Origin of the sequence: Shimia sp. FJ5 (assembly GCF_032918335.1) — a bacterium.
In the GTDB taxonomy this organism is placed as follows: Bacteria; Pseudomonadota; Alphaproteobacteria; order Rhodobacterales; family Rhodobacteraceae; genus Shimia; species Shimia aestuarii_A.
The window spans coordinates 109,311-126,869 of the sequence record NZ_JAWJUV010000004.1 but is presented as its reverse complement, the minus strand read 5'-3'; the positions used below and the strand labels follow the sequence as shown (position 1 = coordinate 126,869).

Here is a 17,559-nt window from a genome sequence, read left to right as displayed (position 1 = left end):
GCCTCCATCATTCAGCCGGCGTGCCGGCCGGGGCGGGATTGATCGGCGTATCCATCTGCGCGAGCATATCGCGCACCTGCGGACAGCCCGCGTTGGGATCGGGACCAAAAGTGACCTCGCTTTCTTCCCAAACCTTGTCGAGTTCTTCGAGATCGTCCGGATCGACTTCCGGTTGGTCGAGAAGTTCGGCAACCGCCTCGCTGTCTGCCTCCGCACCGGACAACTGCAAAAGAGCGGCAAACACAGCACCATACGGGCTCTCACGCCGGGCAAGCCGGGCGCTCAGAGCCGCAAAGATATGGGCTGCGTCTGCCAAGGTTTCCTGTGTTTCGACAAAGGGACGCGTCGCCAGGAATTCCAACAAGACCGGAAGGTGATCCGGCAATTCGGTTGTCGCGGGATCGAACCCGCCAGCACGATAGGTCTCGACGAGGGACACCATGGCGCCTCCGCGATCCCGACTTTCACCGTGGACATGTTCGAACAGGTTGAGCGAGAGCGTGCGCGACCGATCAAAGAGCGCTACAAACTGCTCTTCAAGCGCATAGATGTCGGTCGTCGCAAGATCCTCGACCAGCGGACGCAACGCACGCCGCGCCGCCGCCGTAAGGCGGGTATCAGAGGCGAGAACGCCTCCGATTTCCGGCATCGCGGCCTGCAATTCCCGCGTCGGATAACTCAACAAGAGCGAAAGGGCTTTGAGAGTTCGGTCCATATCAACGTACCTCCTCGGGCATTTTCAGCGGTCGTTTGGAACCACCAAACAGCGATCCTTTCGAAATCCCGGTCGAGCAGCCGTTACCATCGGTAAAGCCGCAACCGCCTTTGATGTCATAAGCTTCCTCGACTTGTTCGCGATGCGTTGTCGGGATGACAAACCGGTCCTCGTAGTCGGCAAGGGCCATGATTTTGTACATGTCCTCAATCATCTTGCCTGAAAGACCAACGCGCTCGGCAATCGCCTCGTCGATTACGCCTTCAACGGTCTTCGACCGCATATACGAACGCATCGCCAACATCCGCTCGAGCGCCGTGACAACAGGTGCCTCGTCCCCCGCCGTGAGCATGTTGGCGAGGTAACGCACAGGTATGCGCAGATCATGCACGTTCGGCATGTCGCCGTCCGAGCCGATTTTCCCTGCCTCGGCCGCGTTCTGGATCGGCGAGAGCGGCGGGATATACCACACCATCGGCAGCGTCCGGTATTCCGGGTGCAGCGGGAAGGCGACCTTCCAATCCATCGCCATTTTCCAGATCGGGCTTTCCTGCGCCGACTTGATCCAATCCTCGGGAATACCGTCAGCACGGGCTGCGGCAATCACCTCTGGATCGCTCGGATCAAGGAACACCCCAAGCTGCGCATCATAGAGCTCTTGCTCTTGCGGCGCGTTGGCAGCCTCCTCAATCTTGTCGGCATCATAGAGCATCACGCCAAGGTAGCGGATACGCCCAACACAGGTCTCCGAACAGACGGTCGGGTTGCCGCTTTCGATCCGCGGATAGCAGAGCGTGCATTTCTCCGACTTCCCGGTCGACCAGTTGTAGTAGACCTTCTTGTAGGGACAGCCTGAGACGCACATTCGCCAGCCACGACACTTCTCCTGGTCGATCAGGACGATCCCGTCTTCCTCGCGCTTGTAGATCGCGCCCGAAGGGCAGGATGCGGCGCAGGCCGGGTTCAGGCAGTGCTCGCAAAGGCGGGGGAGATACATCATGAAGGTGTTCTCGTATTCCCCGTATATCTCCTTCTGGATGCCTTCGAAGTTATAGTCCTGACCGCGCTTCGAGAACTCGCCGCCGAGGATCTCTTCCCAGTTTGGCCCCTTCTCGATCTTCTCGATCCGCTCACCGGTGATCTTGGAATAGGGGCGCGCCGTTGGGAACGCCTCCATTTCCGGTGCGCTCTTCAGGTGATCGTGGTCGAAATCGAACGGCTCATAGTAGTCGTCGATCTCGGGCAGGTCGGGGTTGGCGAAGATATTCGCCGCGATCCGCCATTTGCTGCCCTGCTTGGGCTGAAGCTTGCCAGACTTAGTGCGGGTCCATCCGCCCTTCCAGCGCGCCTGGTTCTCCCAATCTGTGGGATAGCCCGTGCCCGGTTTGGACTCGACGTTGTTGAACCATGCATATTCAACACCGTCACGTGTGGTCCAAACGTTCTTGCAGGTCACAGAACAGGTGTGGCACCCGATGCATTTATCGAGGTTCAGCACCATGCCGATTTGTGCACGTACTCTCATTCCGCTGCCTCCTTCGGAGTGGCTTCACGATCGAGCCAGTCGACCTTCTTCATTTTCCTGACGACGACGAATTCATCCCGGTTCGCCCCCACGGTTCCGTAGTAGTTGAAACCATAGGCTTGATGGGCATAGCCGCCGATCATGTGGGTGGGTTTGAGCGTGGCGCGGGTCACCGAGTTGTGGATACCGCCACGCAGACCGGTCTTCTCGGAACCGGGCGTGTTCACGATCTTCTCCTGTGCGTGATACATGAAGACGGTGCCGTCTTTCATACGCTGACTGACAACCGCACGGGCGGTCAGTGCACCGTTCACGTTATACGCTTCGACCCAATCGTTGTCTTCGATCCCGGCGCGCTTTGCGTCGTTCTCAGAGAGCCAGACAACCGGCCCACCACGGTTGAGCGTGAGCATCAAGAGGTTGTCAGAGTAGGTCGAGTGGATGCCCCACTTCTGGTGCGGCGTGATGAAGTTCAGCACAAGGCAATCCCCATCATCATGCACGTCCTTGGTGATCGTCTTGAGATCGACCGGCGGGCGATACCCCACGAACCCTTCACCAAAGGCACGCATCCAGAGGTGATCCTGATAGAGCTGCTGACGGCCTGTCAGGGTACGCCACGGGATCAGCTCGTGCACGTTGGTATAGCCTGCGTTGTAGCAGACGTTCTCACTCTCGAGACCGGACCATGTCGGCGACGAAATGATCTTGCGCGGTTGCGCCGCGATATCCCGGAAACGGATCTTCTCGTCTTCCTTGGGCAGGGCAAGGTGTTTGTGATCAAGGCCGGTGAACTTGGACAGAGCATCCCAAGCCTTGACCGCAACTTCGCCGTTGGTTTCGGGCGCAAGCATCAGGATGACCTCGGTCGCGTCGATATCGGTCACGATCTTGGCACAGCCCTTGGCAGAGCCCTCATCGTGCACACCATTGAGGTCGCGCAGGTGCTGCACCTCATGCTCGGTGTTCCACGAGATCCCCTTACCGCCGTTGCCGATCTTGTCCATGAGCGGACCAAGCGCGGTAAAGCGGTCGTGGATCGCCGTATAGTCTCGTTCCACAGGGATATAGTTTGGCGCCGTCTTGCCAGGGATAAGATCGCACTCGCCCTTCTTCCAATCCCGCACCTGATCCTGCGCGATTTCCGCAGGCGTGTCGTGCAGGATCGGCAAGGCAACGATATCCGTCTCCTGCTCGAGATAGCCGGGCGTGATTTCCTGGAACTTCTTGGCGATCGCCTTGAAGATTTCCCAATCCGACTTGGACTCGTAGGCTGGGTCCACGGCTGCCTGAAGCGGGTGGATGAACGGGTGCATGTCCGAGGTGTTCAGGTCGTTTTTCTCGTACCAGGACGCCGTCGGAAGAACCACGTCGGCATAGACCGCGGTGGTCGACATGCGGAAGTCGATGGTGACAAGCAGGTCGAGCTTCCCTTGCGGGCCGTCCTCGTGCCATTTGGCTTCGGTCGGCAGTTGCGCGCCTTCCTGGCCAAGGTCCTTGCCCATGACGCCGTGGTCGGTACCTAGGAGGTGCTTGAGGAAATACTCATGCCCCTTGCCCGAAGAGCCAAGCAGGTTCGAACGCCACACAAAGAGGTTGCGCGGCCAGTTCTCCGGCGCATCCGGGTCTTCGCAAGACATCTCCAACGCGCCGGATTTCAGCTGCTCCGCAACATATTGCGGGATCTCCTGACCAGCGGCCTTGGCGGCCTTGGCAACCTCGAGCGGGTTGGTGCGCAGTTGCGGTGCAGACGGCAACCACCCCATCCGCTCGGCGCGAATGTTGTAGTCAATCATCGACACGTTCCAGTCGCCTTCCGGTGCGGTCGGGCTGATGATCTCATTGGCCGTCAGCGTCTCATAGCGCCATTGGTCGGTATGCGCATACCACGCCGAGGTGCCATTCATGTGGCGCGGCGGACGGCCCCAGTCGAGACCAAACGCCAGCGGCAGCCAGCCTGTCTGCGGGCGCAGCTTCTCCTGCCCCACATAGTGCGCCCAGCCACCGCCGGACTGCCCCACACAGCCGCACATCACCAGCATGTTGATGACGCCGCGGTAGTTCATGTCCATGTGGTACCAGTGGTTCATCGCCGCGCCGATAATGATCATCGACTTGCCGTTGGTCTTCTCGGCGGTCTGCGCGAATTCCCGTGCCACATGGATGATCTTGTCGCGGCTGACGCCGGTGATCTTCTCGGCCCACGCCGGTGTGCCCGGCATGTCGTTGTCATAGTCGTTGGTCACCCACTCGCCACCAAGGCCTCGATCAAGACCATAGTTGGCACAGAACAGGTCGAACACGGTCGCCACAAGGGTTTCGCCTTCGGCCGTGGCAACGGTCTTCACCGGGATGTTGCGGGTCATGACATCCGGGTGATCGGCACCCGTTGCAAACGGTTCAGTCGCCGCGCCGCCGAAATAGGGGAAATCGACACCGCGCACGTCATCATGGTCTTCTTCCATGATAAGCGACATCTTGAGCCGCGTCTCGGCACCGTTGGCTTTCTCTTCGAGGTTCCATTCGCCCTCTTCACCCCAGCGGTAACCAATGGACCCATTGGGCGAGACAAGCCCGCTCGACGCCTCGTCAATCGCAACGGTCTTCCATTCGGGGTTGTTCTCTTCGCCAAGCTTGCCGTCGAGATCATCGGCGCGCAGGAAGCGGCCCGGCACAAGCCGACCGTCTTTCTTCTCGAGCTTCACCAGCATCGGGAAGTCCGAATACTTGCGGCAGTACTCCTCGAAATACTCGGTCTGGTGATCAAGGTGGAATTCACGCAGGATCACGTGCCCAAAGGCCATCGCGAGGGCGGCATCCGTCCCCTGTTTCACGTTGAGCCAGACATCGCCGAATTTCGCCGCTTCCGAATAGTCCGGGCTGATGACGGCGGACTTGGTGCCACGGTAGCGCGCCTCGGTGTAGAAATGCGCATCCGGTGTCCGTGTCTGCGGCACGTTCGAGCCCCAGAGCAGCAGGTAGCCTGCATTGTACCAGTCGGCCGATTCCGGCACGTCAGTCTGTTCGCCCCAGGTCATCGGGCTGGCTGGCGGCAAGTCACAATACCAGTCGTAGAAGGACAGGCAGACCCCGCCAAGCAGGCTCAGATAGCGGCTGCCCGCCGCATAAGACACCATCGACATCGCAGGGATCGGCGAGAACCCGAAGACCCGGTCGGGGCCATAAGTCTTGGCGGTATAGGCGTTGGCGGCGGCGACAATCTCGGTCGCTTCATCCCAAGTGGCGCGCACAAAGCCGCCCTTGCCACGATTCTCGGTGTAAGAGGCACGTAGGATCGGGTCTTGCTGAATCTTGGTCCAGGCCTCGATCGGGCCATAGCTCTCACGCATCTTGCGCCAGATTTTCATCAGGCGGCCGCGGATCAACGGGTTCTTCACCCGGTTCGCGGAATAGAGATACCAGGAATAGCTCGCACCGCGTGCACAGCCGCGCGGTTCGTGGTTCGGCAGGCCGGCCCGCGTCCGCGGATAGTCTGTCTGCTGGGTTTCCCAGGTCACGATGCCGGATTTGACATAGATCTTCCAGGAACAGGACCCGGTGCAGTTCACGCCGTGTGTGGACCGTACCACTTTGTCGTGGCGCCAACGATTGCGATAAGTATCTTCCCAGTCACGGTTCTCGCGGGTCACTTGCCCATGACCGTTGGAGAAGGTCTCCAACTCCTTGGACTGCAGGAAGTTCAGTCTGTCGAGCAGGTGGCTCATCTGATGTCTCCTTGGGGTTGTCTTGCGTCCCCGGCCGTCACGCGGCCGGGGCTCTGCTGGATTTTGTGGTGATCAGGGGTTCTTGATGTAGGCGCCGGGGCGCAGGTAGAACCACCAGTTGATGGCGATGCAGACCGCATAGAAGATCGCAAAGCCATAGAGCGCATATTCCGGGTGCCCGGCCTTCAGCTGTTCCCCGAACACTTTGGGGATGATGAAGGCGCCATAGGCCGCGACTGCTGCCGTCCAGCCAAGGGTCGGTCCCGCCTGCTCCTTGTTGAACGCAACCGCGATAGTGCGGAAGGTCGAGCCATTGCCGATGCCGGTGGCGGCGAACAGGATCAGGAAGAGGCCAAGGAACGGGTAGAAGTACTGTTCCGGGGTGGCCGACGCATAGGCCTGCTGGATGAAGTAGGCGACACCAAGCGCGCTCGCGACCATCACGATCGAGATGATCTGCGTCACCTTTGCACCGCCTGCACGGTCTGCCCACATCCCACCGATCGGACGGATCAGCGCGCCGATGAACGGCCCCATCCAGGCGAACATAAGCGCCGACGGGCCATTCGGGTTGACCGTGTCATGGGTCAACAGGCCATCCACCTCGATGTGGCTGAAGCCGAAGACCACCTTGATGGTCAGCGCGAGCGCCGCCGAGTACCCGATGAAGCTACCAAAGGTCATGGTGTAGATGACCGTCATCGCCCAGGTGTGCTTGTTGCCAAAGATCTTGTACTGGCGCGACAGGTTCTGCCCCACGGCGCCGGGGATCATCTTGAGGCCAAGAACCGTAAGAGCGATCACGATCGGAAGCACGATCCATTTCGAGATACCGAGGCCAGAGGTCGGCAGACCACCCGCAACGCCCGGCAGCATCAACCACGCACCAAAGGCCGCTGTCACGAACCCGATCGCCAGCATGCCGGTGATCGTCGCAAAGGCGCCAAACGGACCCGGAATGTCGGGGCTGACATGTTCGTCACGGATGTTGTTCATACCCATCCAGCCGATCACCGCCAGCGGGATCAGGAAGACAAGCCAGATCAGGCCCGCGTTCTGAATATAGGTCTCGGTGCCGGCGGGGATCTTGCCGATCAGGGTGCCCGAGGTATTCACAAGAGTGCGGCTCTCACCACCAAAGATGCCCATTGTCATGGCCAGCGGCACAAGGATCTGCATCGTGGTCACACCGAAGTTGCCAAGGCCCGCATTCATCCCGAGCGCATAGCCCTGAATCTTCTTCGGGAAGAAGAAGCTGATATTGGACATCGACGAGCTGAAGTTGCCGCCGCCAATACCCGACAGGAAGGCGAGAAGCTGGAAGTACCACAGAGGCGTGTCCGGATCTTGCAGCGCAAAGCCGGCCCCCACTGCGGGGATCATCAGCAACGCTGTTGTAAAGACAATTGTATTTCGTCCCCCCGCAATGCGGATGAAGAAGGTCGACGGGATGCGCAGGGTCGCCCCCGTCAGACCGGCAATTGCGCCGAGCGTGAACAGGTCGGATTTGGCAAAGCCGAAATCGAGGTTCACCATCTGAACAGTGATGATGCCCCAGTAGAGCCAGACCGCAAAGCCGCAGAGAAGCGACGGGATCGAAATCCAAAGGTTGCGGTTGGCAATGCTCTTGCCCGTCGAGGCCCAAAAGGCCTCATCATCGGGCGTGTAGTTTCTTAGGTCTTGTCCCACGGTTCCCTCCGTAAATTTGGGAGTGTTGGTCAGCGGGCCATGTTGCGGCCCGCCTGGGTGTGCTTTGACGTGTCTCAGGCCTTGGCCGCGTCGAAGTCCTGTCCATTGCGCGCAATCGCATCGAGTCCTTCCTCGAGCGCCGCATTCGCTTTCTCTGCGCGTGCACGGAGCGTCTCGATGTTGGCCGCTGCAAAGGCTGCGCGTTGTTCATCCTCTTGCCGCGTCGAGAAGCGGACGAAGAAGGCAAGGAATGATGCACAGGAGACGACGATGCCGAGGATCAGGAAGGCTTCGGACCAGTCGATGGTGTTCTTGAACAGGAAGCCTGCAAGGACCGCACCGGCGTTACCGCCTGCGCCCACGACACCAGCCACAGCGCCGAGCGCCTTCTTGTTGATGAAAGGCACGACGGAATAGGTGGCGCCTTCGGCCATCTGGGTGAAGAGCGAGAACACGATGAGCGACGGCAGCGCCAGGAAGAGAACGTGCATCTGGCTGAAGATCATCAGTGCGATGCCTTCGAACAACAGACAGATGAAGAGCCAGAAGCTCCGTCCCTTGAGGCCCCAGAGCGCGCCAAAGTTGTCGCCGAAGAGACCGCCCATGGTGCGGGCGAAAATGTTCATGAGCCCGAACGACGCCGCAACAAACCCTGCCGCGACGAGGCTGAGGTCGAAATAATCTGCGAAGTAGAGCGCCGCCACGTTGTTGACCGTCAGTTCGATACCGAAGCAGCAGCCGTAGATCACGAACAGGATCCAAACACGCGGGTCACGAAGCGCCCGGGTATAGTTCCCGGTCACATGCTTCTTCTCTTCCATCAGACCCTTGGCACGCAGGTCGTCAAAATTGCCGTCCGGCGCATCCTGCGTGAGGAAGTAGTAGGCGATGCCGATCAGGAAGATGATGACACCGACGATGACCATCGCAAGACGCCAGCCAATCGCTTCGGAGAAACCAAAGCCGACCACCAGCACCGAGAACAGAAGCGGCATGACAAACTGCGTCACACCCCCGCCAAGGTTGCCCCAACCTGCCGAGGTCGCGTTGGCCTGGCCAACAACGTTGGGCGCGAACATCACTGTGGTATGGTACTGCGTGATCACGAACGAAGCGCCAATCGCACCGATCGCCACGCGGAAAAGCAGGAATGACTCGAAGTTCCAGCTCAGGCCGATTCCCATGACCGGGAACGCCCCAAGCACAAGAAGCCAAGTATAGGTCTTGCGCGGACCGATCCGGTCACAAAGCCAGCCGATGAACAACCGCGCAAAAATCGTAATCGACACGGACCCGATGATCGCCCAACCGATCTGGTCCTTGGTCAGTTGCAGTTCATCGCGCACCACTGCCATAAGCGGCGCGATCCCGAACCATGCAAAGAAGCATGAAAAAAAGGCAAACCACGTCATGTGGAATGTCCGGATTTGAACCATTTTCACGTTGAAAAAGTTCTGCCACAACGCTGTGGCTTTATTCTGCAGTTCCATTTGTCCCTCCGGTCTCACCGATGGCCAACGGGGTTTGGCCCGCGGTTCACGGACTGGAAAAACATGCGCGGGAACGCGGGCTGTTGATACAGATCAAGTTTTTAGGGTAGCCTTGGCGAAACAAGTCCACCGTCGAAAACGGGCAAGGTGCACGCAGAAAACCCTCAAGCGCCGGGTTGCAAAACACCATCCTTCCAATTGACTTTTATCAAGTGAATCGCGACGGCGAGAGCTTAGGAGTACTTCATGCCACTAAGAACAAGTCAGAACGAATCGGACGAACTGCGAAAGCTCGACCTGTTCGCAGATATGCAGGAAGCGCAGTTCGATGCGCTCATGCGTGGAGCCTATGTGCAGAATTTCCCCCCCACGATCGAGTTGATTACAGAAGGCGAACCGAGCGACTTTCTGCACGTCGTCCTGGAAGGCAGTGTCGAGCTCTTTGCCGGGTGGAACGGGCGCGAGACGACGATGGCGACCGTGCGCCCCGTCTCAACCTTCATCCTCGCCGCGACGATCAAGGATGCACCCTATCTGATGTCGGCCCGCACACTAGAAAAATCGCGCCTTATCCTACTGCCGTCTTCGGATGTGCGCGAGGTGTTCGATGCCGACCCGGTATTCGCGCGCAATGTGGTGACGGAACTGGCCCAGTGCTACCGGCACGTGGTCAAGCACTCCAAGAACCTGAAGCTCCGAACCTCTTTGGAACGTTTCGCCAACTATCTCATTCATCAGCAAAGCAAATCTGGTGTTTCGAACGAGTTCGATCTGCCGATCGAAAAACGCCGCCTCGCCTCATATCTCGGCATGACCCCCGAGAACCTGAGCCGCGCCATCAAATCGTTGCAGCAATACGGCGTGAAGATCGACGGCCAGCACGTCACGATCAAGAACGACACAGATCTGCGCCGCCTGGCAAAACCAAGCCAACTGATCGACGACCCCAATCACTAGAGCGCATCGCGCCGCCACATGCGGCGATATGGCCACAATACCGGCCCGGCAGGCACACAAACTCCCCGTCGCGCAAGGGTCACGCCAGAGACCTTGTGTCGAAAAAGAAAGCTCGATGACAAAATCGCGGCGCGTTCTAGACGCCTTGCAAAGCTCGGAGGAAGGACGCGAACAGGTCCGCGCCCTCCGGGATCACTTGAGCATCAGTGACGGCAACCAAAGCGTGATGTCGGGAAAACAGAGCAGGACGATCAACACCACGATCTCCATCAGGAGGAACGGGATGACGCCTCTGAAGATCGTCCCCAGAGGCACACCGGTCTGTGCTGAGGCGACATAGGCGTTCAGACCAAGTGGCGGCGTCAAAAGGCCGATTTCTACGGTCTTGGTGACCACAATACCGAACCAAACCGGATCATATCCAAGCGCCATCGCTGTCGGGAAGGCGAGCGGCATCGCCAAGGATAGGATCGCAAGCTGGTCCATGAACATCCCCATCACCAGCAGAATGAGAACCATCAGAGCAAGGATCACCTCGCGAGGCATGTCCGTGGTCGATGCGAATTCAAGAAGCGCGTGGGTGATCCGGGTGAAGGCGAGGTAGTTGGCGAAGATCGCCGAACAGGTCACAATGGTCACGATCATGACGGTGGCCCGGATCGCGCCCGAGACGGACTTGTTGAAACTGGTGAATGTGATCGTGCGCTGAAGCAGCACGATGATGAGCGACCCCATCACCCCGAGCGCCGCCGCCTCTGACGGTGAGGCAAGCCCGCCGTAGATGGCTCCGATCACCCCGATCAGCAGAAGACCCATCGGGATCACGTGACGGCTCGCCTTCGCAGCCTTGCCAAGCTCAAACGGATCGCCCTTCGGGGCCTGATCCGTGCGGATCGCGATAACCTTGATCACAAAGGCCAAGCCTGCCGCGGTCAGAAGGCCCGGCACGATACCGGCGATGAAGAGCTGGCCAATCGAGGTTTCCGTGAGCACACCATAGACGACGAGCACGATAGAGGGCGGCACGACAACAGCGAGCGTACCGCCGACGCTGACAACAGCCGCGGCAAGGCGATCTGCATAGTTGTGATTGCGCATTTCCGGAAAGGCCGAGGCCGACATGGCCGCCGTCGATGCCGTCGAGCTCCCGACAAGCGCGGCAAGGATCACCGAGGCCGCGACCGTCGCCATCGCCAACCCGCCTTTGACATGCCCGATCCAGCATTGGCACGCATAGATCGCCCGCCGTGTTACATCCCCCGAGGTCAGAAGCTCTGCCATCAGGATAAAGAGCGGAATAGCCACGAGAATGAACGAAGACGCACTGTCAAAGAAGACACGCTCCAGAACAGCGAACGCGGGCTGCAAGCCAAGTTGCAGGGCTAGTCCGAAGAACCCCACAAGCCCCATGGCAAACGCAATCGGCATCCGGAAGACCATGAAGAGGGCAAGCAGGCAAAGAAGGGCGAGAAAAGTCAGCATTGTCGTGGCTCTGTCTTGAGGAACCGGGCGACCCCAGAAGGCGCCACCCGGTTTGCTTCGGTCGTTGGCGGATTACTTCGAGGTCAGGTTGCGATAGCTTTCGAGCACCGCTCCCGCGCCTTCGGCATCGATCCGTTCGAGCCAGTCCTGACCAACAAGTTTCATGCTGTCGGTCAGCGCCGCCAGTTCATCATCGGTGAACTGGTAGGTGTCGATACCTTCGCCCTGCCATTGCGTCACAAGCCCTTGAACCGAGTCATCCTGGGCTTTGGCGACATGCAGGGCCGTTTCGGCACCAATCTCGAGCATCTTGGCCTGCACGTCCGCAGCAAGACCATTGAACAAATCGCTGCGCACGACCATCACGAAGCTGTAGCCTCCGAACGAACCGTTGGTCGAGATATGGCTCACCACCTCGTTGAGTTTGTAGCCCGGCACCGAGGCGAGCGGGAAAAGCACGGCGTCAAGGCGGCCACGCTCCACGGCGGTATAGACTTCCGGTCCCGGGATCGAGATCCCCACCGCGCCCATCGAGCGCGCGGTCATCGCCTGGGTGGACCCGGACGTGCGAATATCGAGCGCTTCCCAATCTCCGGGCATGCCGAGACGTTTCTTGGCAAGCACCTGATAAGGCGGCAGAACGAAACCGAAAATTGGTGTCACGCCGGCGGCCAGGAGTTCTTCACGCAACGGCCCCTCCTGAAGCATCGCCTGAAGCGCTTCTGTGCCTTGTTGCGCCGAGCTATAGAACCCCGGCAGGCCGACGACCGAATTCAGCGGCAGGGACTCCGCGTGGTAAAGCGTGCCGAGAAGCGCCGCATCGAGAATACCGTTGTTCACGGCGTCAAGCTGGGCTTTCGATTTCGCGGCTTGCTGCGACGGAAAATGCTGGAACGATAACGCCCCATTCGTCGCCTCTTCGACCGCGGCCATCCAACGCGACGTGCCTTCGATCGACACGATGTGGCTTGTGGATTGGAAATCCCCGAGACGCAGGGTCTCGGCGAAACTTGCCGATGCGGTCATGCCCAGAGCGATGATCGCAGAGACAGCACTGATCTTCTTCAAAGTCTTCATTTCGTTTCCTCCCATTTATGGATTAGCGGGTCAGATCCGGTTCCGGAGTCCGGAACACATCGTGGATCAGCCGCAGGACAAGCACACCGCACCCAAGAGGCACGACGGCATAGGCCCACCCGAGCGGCCAGTCGATCACGCCATACTCAACCTCGTGATGCGCAAAGGCACCCCAGGCAAATTTCGCAGACATGAAGGTGATCCCGGCAAAGAACGCGGCCGGCAGAATGAGCCGCGTCTTGACCAGAAGCGTTCCCCAGAAACCCGGCAGGGTCTCGGGGCCGAAGTCCAGCGCGAGATGACCGCCATCCCTGAACACCCGCGACAACGACAGGGTCGCCAAGGCAGGCATCAGGTACAGTTCGGTCAGCTCGAACTGAATCTGGACCGGGCGGTTCGCAATCAGGCGCAGCAAGATATCCGCGTTGATCAGGGCCGCAACGGTGACCAGTCCGAGGCACCCGGTAAGATGCAGGGTGTCCTCTGTTTTTTTCAGTATGCGTTCGAACATAGTCAAACCAGCCTCCCTTCTGGTCGACGCGAGCGCCCGAGGCTCAACGCTTGGGCAACTCGACGATTGCAGAACCGATTGCCGACATCTCACCGTCCTGCTGTTCAGCACGCTGCTGAATCTCAAGCAGATAGCGACCGTTCTCTTCGAACTTCCGCGTGACGGTGCCGTGGATCAGGATGATGTCCCCTTCCGGGTTGTGCCGGCGCACTTGGCATTTCGCCTGACGCAGGAACCCATCATCGCCCATCCAGTTGGTGACCTGATGCGTGAGCCAGGACGTCCGCTCGGGACCGTAGTCATACGCGCCGGGCGCGCCGACTTCGAGAGCGAACTCTTCTTCCCAGTGAACACGTTCCGGGCAATCCGGGATACCGTAGCGGTTCTTCGGGCCAGCGCTTGGGTGTTTCTGCTGAAGCTGCCATGCGAGCTTGTTGGCGCGGATATAGAGACCGCCCCAGCCTTGCGCATAGGCGATAAAGCCCGTTGCCGTCATCGGTCCTTTGACCATGGTCGGAAGCTCTGTGCCCTCGGCCACGTCATCCCAATAGCGGGTCTCGGCGCCACGAACCTCTTCCTGCTCGTAATACTTGTAGTATTCCTGCAGTTCCTCTTCGGTCCAGACACGGCGGCCCTTTTCCTTGGCCTCGGTGTATTTGGTGCCGTTCTCGCGCGCCGCGTCACGGTCGGTGCGGAAGCACCAGCTATCGGCATCGGCGACAAGATCGCCCGTCGCCGCGTCATAGAAATCGACGTGGTAAATCTGCTGAACCGCTTTGCCTGCGAACCGTGTCTCATGCTCAACCAGATCTTTCAGAACGGCTTCGGTGCGGAATTCCATGTTGCGCGTGATGGTCTTGTGCCAGTTCCAATTCGCACCCGACCACATGGCGTGCACGCCGGGCAGACCGCCGACATAGCCCGAAATGATGCGGTTCGTCGCAAAGAGGAAACTCGGCAGCGCGATCACGTCGCCGTATTTCGTGGTCTTGGCATACTCGGGATCACACCAGAGCGGATTGTCGTCGCCGATACCGTGTGCGTAGTGGCGGATATTGTCGCGTGTCGCCTCATAGCACCACGGCTCGACCGTCTTCTCGACTTTCACGCCAATGCGCTTGCGAAGATCGTCGAGGCCTTCCTCGGTAATCTTCGGGAATTTCCGTGTCATTTCATTCATCTTGTCTTTCCTCCTAGAATAAGTTCGGAGCGCGGCCTTAGCCCGCGAGCTCCAGGTGTTTGGCTTGCTGATCTCTCAGGATTTTTCGGTTCACCTTGCCTGCCGGTGTCTTTGGCAGTTCGGTGACGAATGCGATCTGGCGGGGATATTCGTGGCGCGCGAGCTTGGAGCGGACATGGTCCTGAATGCTCTCCTTGAGCCCCTCGACCTCTTCCGATTTCAGGATGATGTAGGCCTTGACGACCTGCCCGCGCAGCTCGTCCGGCGCCCCGATCACACCACACTCGGCAACGGCCGGATGGCTCAAGAGCGCATCTTCGACCTCGACCGCGCCAATGGTCCAGCCTGCTGAGATGATGACATCGTCCGCGCGGCCACCGTGATAAAAATAGCCGTCTTCATCGACCCGTCCGAGGTCTTTGGTCGGGAACCATTCGCCCCCCTTCTTGACCATAAGCTCTCCGGTCTCGTCGGGCGCACAGGCTGTGCCATCCTCGCGCTGCACCTCGACTTCGACGCCGGGCACGGCCTTGCCCATCGCCCCGTCACGCACCTCAAGATCATCCGCCCCCGGATAGTTGGCGATGATGACGCCGATCTCGGTCGTGCCATACATCGACCGCACCTTGGTACCGAACACGCGCTCGACATAGGCGGCGGTCTCGCTGTCGATGGGCTCGCCGGTGAAGGACAGTTTGTCGAAATGATAGGTGAACTCCTCAGCGCGGCCGGAATTGCGCATCATCCGGTAGTGTGTTGCCGCCGCCGTCAGGTTGCTGATCTTGAAATCACTGAGCGCCTGCAAAAGACGCGCAGGATCGAACTTGCCCGAGAAGGTGCCGGTCGACACCCCAAGCGCCAGCGGCGCCAAAGTGCCATGCCAGAACCCATGCCCCCACGCCGGCGAGGACGGACAGAAGAACCGGTCTCCGGGGCGAATGCCCGTCGCATATAGCGCCGCAACCATCAGCGTCACGATTGAGCGATGATTGTGCTTCACAGCCGCCGGTAGCAGACGCGTTGTGCCAGAGGTGTATTGCAGCACCGCAAGGTCATTCGCAGATGTGGACCAGTCGAATTTGCCGGGAAACCCGTCAAGCCCGTCAAGGAACTCCGCATCCGCCACGACAACGTTCTCGGCGCCACCGGCTTTGGCCTCGGGCGCCTTCTCGGCATTGGTGAACAGGATCTTGGGTTTACAGTCCTCGACCCGCAGACGAATGCCATCCGGGCCGAACAAGGTGAACATCGGCACGGCCACGGCTCCGGCCTTCATCGCCCCGAACATCACGCAATAGAACGGCAGCGATGGCTCGATCATGACCGCGACGCGGTCGCCCTTCTGAACGCCTTGCGACACGAGGTAGTGCGCAACCTGCGAAGAGCGGCTCGCCAGCTCGGCAAAGGAAATAACCTCATCACGTCCCGACGCATGCGCGATCCGAAGCGCCGTGTGGTCGCCCATCGCGTGCCGGTCCACGCACTCATGCGCAATGTTGAAAGTCTCGCGGTCCCCGTCGAAGAGCGCCCAAAGCGCCTCCTTCGAATAGTGCGTCTGAGCGTCAGCGTAGGATGTGAAATCCGTCAGGCGTTGCATCGCCAATCCTCTCCCTTTTCGTCGTCCGGCAAGCACGCCATTGCGGCCTGCCCGTGTTCGTTGACAACGGTAGGGATCAGGATATGTTATTGTCAATACGATAATATTATTGTATATAGACAATGAAATCAAGCGTTACAGAGGTAGAAAATGGCGACGAAATCTTCAGACTCCACGAACAAGCGACAGGTGCCAGCCGTCACGCGAGCCATTGCAATTCTTAGGTTTTTGGCGCGTTCCGACGAACCCGTCGGCGTCAATCCGATCGCACGCGAGCTGGATCTCGTCCCGAGCACCTGCCTACACATCTTGCGCGTCTTGCAAGACGAAGGGCTCGTCGATTTTGATTCGAACACCAAGCGCTATTCGATTGGAATCGGCATCCTTCCCCTCGCCCGCTCGGCGCTTCAGAAGAACACTTTCTCGACCCTCGTGCAGCCGCTGCTTTCTGCGCTGTCCGAGAAATTCGGCGTCACATCCATTGCCACGCAATTGGCCGAACCCTCGCAGATGGTGGTCATCGCACTTTCGCAATCGACCCTGCCCTTCCGCCTTCAGGTCGATCTCGGAAGCCGCTTCCCCATCCTCATCAGCGCCACAGGGCGTCTCTTTGCCGCCTTCAACGTTTCTGATGCCGACGCGTTGCAAAGCGGTTTCGACAAGCTCGTCTGGGACCACCCGCCAAGTTTCGAAGAATGGCTGGAAGAAGTAGAGGCCACCCGCGCGCGCGGCTACGCGGTCGACAGGGGAAGCTATATCTCCGGTGTGACGGTCGTCGCCGTGCCCGTCTTCAATGCCGCTGGCCAGATGATCCGCTCTCTCGTTGCCATCGGCATTTCCGAGCGCATGGATGACAAACAGGTGGGCGCCTTGGCCAAGTCCTTGTTGAAGCTGCGCGACAAGATCGAAGCCATGCAAATAGAAATAGGAGGCTAAAGCGTGTCCGACCGCAACGCATTCCCCGACTGGAAACGCCTCAAGGCCGGCCCTTTCATGGATGGCATCGGCCCGGTGCTAAGGACCAACGCCGTCGATGGACATACGCTCTACAGTTTGCAGACAGACGCCTCCCACTGCAACGCGATCGGGACGGTGCATGGTGGCGTCTTGGCAAGCCTTCTCGACCAAGCCATTGCCATCGAGGCCTGGAACGCCGCCGACCGCCAACCGACCGTGACCCTGCAAATGGATACGCGTTTCGTGACCCCCGCGCGCGCAGGCGATCTGCTCAAAGCGCGCACGACCCTGCGCCACGGGACACGCTCCATGCTGTTCATGGATGCCGAGATACACGCTGATGACCGCCTCGTCGCCACCGCGACCGCGGTCATGAAAATTGTTGCGAAGAAGGAAAAGACATGACGACCAACACCACCCCCACCAGAACCGGCCCGCTCGCCGGGATCAAAGTGCTCGATTTCTCACGAATCCTGTCCGGCCCCTATGCGAGCATGGTCCTTGCCGATCTCGGCGCAGAAGTGGTCAAGGTCGAACCGATCGGCACCGGGGACGAAACCCGCAACTTCCCCCCCTTCAAGGGACCGCTGAGCCACTACTACATCGGGTGGTGTCAGACCAATGCGAACTAGTCTCCGTTTGCACAAATAGCGA

The 17,559-nt window shown here is 59.4% G+C and carries 13 protein-coding genes and 1 pseudogene; 4 read left to right on the top strand and 10 right to left on the bottom strand.

Going from position 1 to position 17,559, the window contains the following annotated elements:
- Positions 1-7: 7 nt before the first annotated feature.
- From narJ to R1W01_RS13550, 5 genes are all read right to left on the bottom strand, one after another.
- Complete coding sequence (gene narJ, locus R1W01_RS13570; RefSeq protein WP_297755842.1) at positions 8-715, bottom strand: nitrate reductase molybdenum cofactor assembly chaperone; 708 nt, start codon at positions 713-715, stop codon at positions 8-10.
- A 1-nt stretch (position 716) separates the two neighbouring features.
- Positions 717-2,240 carry a nitrate reductase subunit beta gene (gene narH / locus R1W01_RS13565; protein ID WP_297755840.1) on the bottom strand — a complete coding sequence of 508 codons (1,524 nt, stop codon included), beginning with the start codon at positions 2,238-2,240 and terminating at the stop codon, positions 717-719.
- Positions 2,237-5,965, bottom strand: coding sequence for a nitrate reductase subunit alpha (locus tag R1W01_RS13560; RefSeq protein WP_297755838.1), 3,729 nt, complete (start codon positions 5,963-5,965; stop codon positions 2,237-2,239). The genes narH and R1W01_RS13560 overlap by 4 nt, the downstream gene beginning before the upstream one ends.
- A 72-nt stretch (positions 5,966-6,037) precedes the next feature.
- Positions 6,038-7,654 (bottom strand): antiporter, encoded by a 1,617-nt coding sequence (locus R1W01_RS13555; protein WP_297755836.1) that lies wholly within the window; start codon positions 7,652-7,654, stop codon positions 6,038-6,040.
- A 74-nt stretch (positions 7,655-7,728) separates the two neighbouring features.
- Positions 7,729-9,066, bottom strand: coding sequence for an MFS transporter (locus R1W01_RS13550; protein WP_317275281.1), 1,338 nt, complete (start codon positions 9,064-9,066; stop codon positions 7,729-7,731).
- Between the two features lie 324 nt (positions 9,067-9,390).
- On the opposite strand from R1W01_RS13550, the gene R1W01_RS13545 reads away from it, so the two are divergent.
- The gene (locus R1W01_RS13545; RefSeq protein WP_317275280.1) at positions 9,391-10,101 is read left to right on the top strand and encodes a cyclic nucleotide-binding domain-containing protein; all 711 of its coding nucleotides are present in this window, start codon (positions 9,391-9,393) and stop codon (positions 10,099-10,101) included.
- 192 nt (positions 10,102-10,293) lie between these two features.
- Here R1W01_RS13545 and R1W01_RS13540 read toward each other — a convergent pair whose 3' ends face one another.
- From R1W01_RS13540 to R1W01_RS13520, 5 genes are all read right to left on the bottom strand, one after another.
- A complete protein-coding gene (locus tag R1W01_RS13540; RefSeq protein WP_317275279.1) occupies positions 10,294-11,583 on the bottom strand; it encodes a TRAP transporter large permease in 1,290 nt (429 codons plus the stop codon).
- 72 nt (positions 11,584-11,655) lie between these two features.
- Positions 11,656-12,660: a TRAP transporter substrate-binding protein DctP gene (dctP, locus tag R1W01_RS13535; protein ID WP_317275278.1), complete on the bottom strand. Its 1,005-nt coding sequence runs from the start codon at positions 12,658-12,660 to the stop codon at positions 11,656-11,658.
- A 22-nt stretch (positions 12,661-12,682) separates the two neighbouring features.
- Positions 12,683-13,171 carry a TRAP transporter small permease gene (locus R1W01_RS13530; RefSeq protein ID WP_317275277.1) on the bottom strand — a complete coding sequence of 163 codons (489 nt, stop codon included), beginning with the start codon at positions 13,169-13,171 and terminating at the stop codon, positions 12,683-12,685.
- Between the two features lie 43 nt (positions 13,172-13,214).
- A complete protein-coding gene (locus R1W01_RS13525; protein ID WP_317275276.1) occupies positions 13,215-14,351 on the bottom strand; it encodes a MaoC family dehydratase N-terminal domain-containing protein in 1,137 nt (378 codons plus the stop codon).
- Between the two features lie 37 nt (positions 14,352-14,388).
- Complete coding sequence (locus R1W01_RS13520) at positions 14,389-15,948, bottom strand: acyl-CoA synthetase (RefSeq protein ID WP_317275275.1); 1,560 nt, start codon at positions 15,946-15,948, stop codon at positions 14,389-14,391.
- Positions 15,949-16,098: 150 nt separating this feature from the next.
- Between R1W01_RS13520 and R1W01_RS13515 the strand changes: the two genes are divergently transcribed.
- The 3 genes and pseudogenes from R1W01_RS13515 to R1W01_RS13505 form a co-directional block, all read left to right on the top strand.
- Positions 16,099-16,884, top strand: coding sequence for an IclR family transcriptional regulator (locus tag R1W01_RS13515; protein WP_317275274.1), 786 nt, complete (start codon positions 16,099-16,101; stop codon positions 16,882-16,884).
- Positions 16,885-16,887: 3 nt separating this feature from the next.
- Positions 16,888-17,310: a PaaI family thioesterase gene (locus R1W01_RS13510; protein ID WP_317275273.1), complete on the top strand. Its 423-nt coding sequence runs from the start codon at positions 16,888-16,890 to the stop codon at positions 17,308-17,310.
- Positions 17,307-17,510 (top strand): annotated as a pseudogene (locus tag R1W01_RS13505) (CoA transferase); the annotation flags it as partial. The gene R1W01_RS13510 and the pseudogene R1W01_RS13505, both read left to right, overlap by 4 nt.
- Between the last annotated feature and the right edge of the window lie 49 nt (positions 17,511-17,559).

Bases quoted from the DNA above. Each gene is read 5' to 3' on its own strand.
- narJ (WP_297755842.1), bottom strand. From the start codon at position 715: ATGGACCGAACTCTCAAAGCCCTTTCGCTCTTGTTGAGTTATCCGACG.
- narH (WP_297755840.1), bottom strand. From the start codon at position 2,240: ATGAGAGTACGTGCACAAATCGGCATGGTGCTGAACCTCGATAAATGC.
- R1W01_RS13560 (WP_297755838.1), bottom strand. From the start codon at position 5,965: ATGAGCCACCTGCTCGACAGACTGAACTTCCTGCAGTCCAAGGAGTTG.
- R1W01_RS13550 (WP_317275281.1), bottom strand. From the start codon at position 9,066: ATGACGTGGTTTGCCTTTTTTTCATGCTTCTTTGCATGGTTCGGGATC.
- R1W01_RS13545 (WP_317275280.1), top strand. From the start codon at position 9,391: ATGCCACTAAGAACAAGTCAGAACGAATCGGACGAACTGCGAAAGCTC.
- R1W01_RS13540 (WP_317275279.1), bottom strand. From the start codon at position 11,583: ATGCTGACTTTTCTCGCCCTTCTTTGCCTGCTTGCCCTCTTCATGGTC.
- dctP (WP_317275278.1), bottom strand. From the start codon at position 12,660: ATGAAGACTTTGAAGAAGATCAGTGCTGTCTCTGCGATCATCGCTCTG.
- R1W01_RS13530 (WP_317275277.1), bottom strand. From the start codon at position 13,171: ATGTTCGAACGCATACTGAAAAAAACAGAGGACACCCTGCATCTTACC.
- R1W01_RS13525 (WP_317275276.1), bottom strand. From the start codon at position 14,351: ATGAATGAAATGACACGGAAATTCCCGAAGATTACCGAGGAAGGCCTC.
- R1W01_RS13520 (WP_317275275.1), bottom strand. From the start codon at position 15,948: ATGCAACGCCTGACGGATTTCACATCCTACGCTGACGCTCAGACGCAC.
- R1W01_RS13515 (WP_317275274.1), top strand. From the start codon at position 16,099: ATGGCGACGAAATCTTCAGACTCCACGAACAAGCGACAGGTGCCAGCC.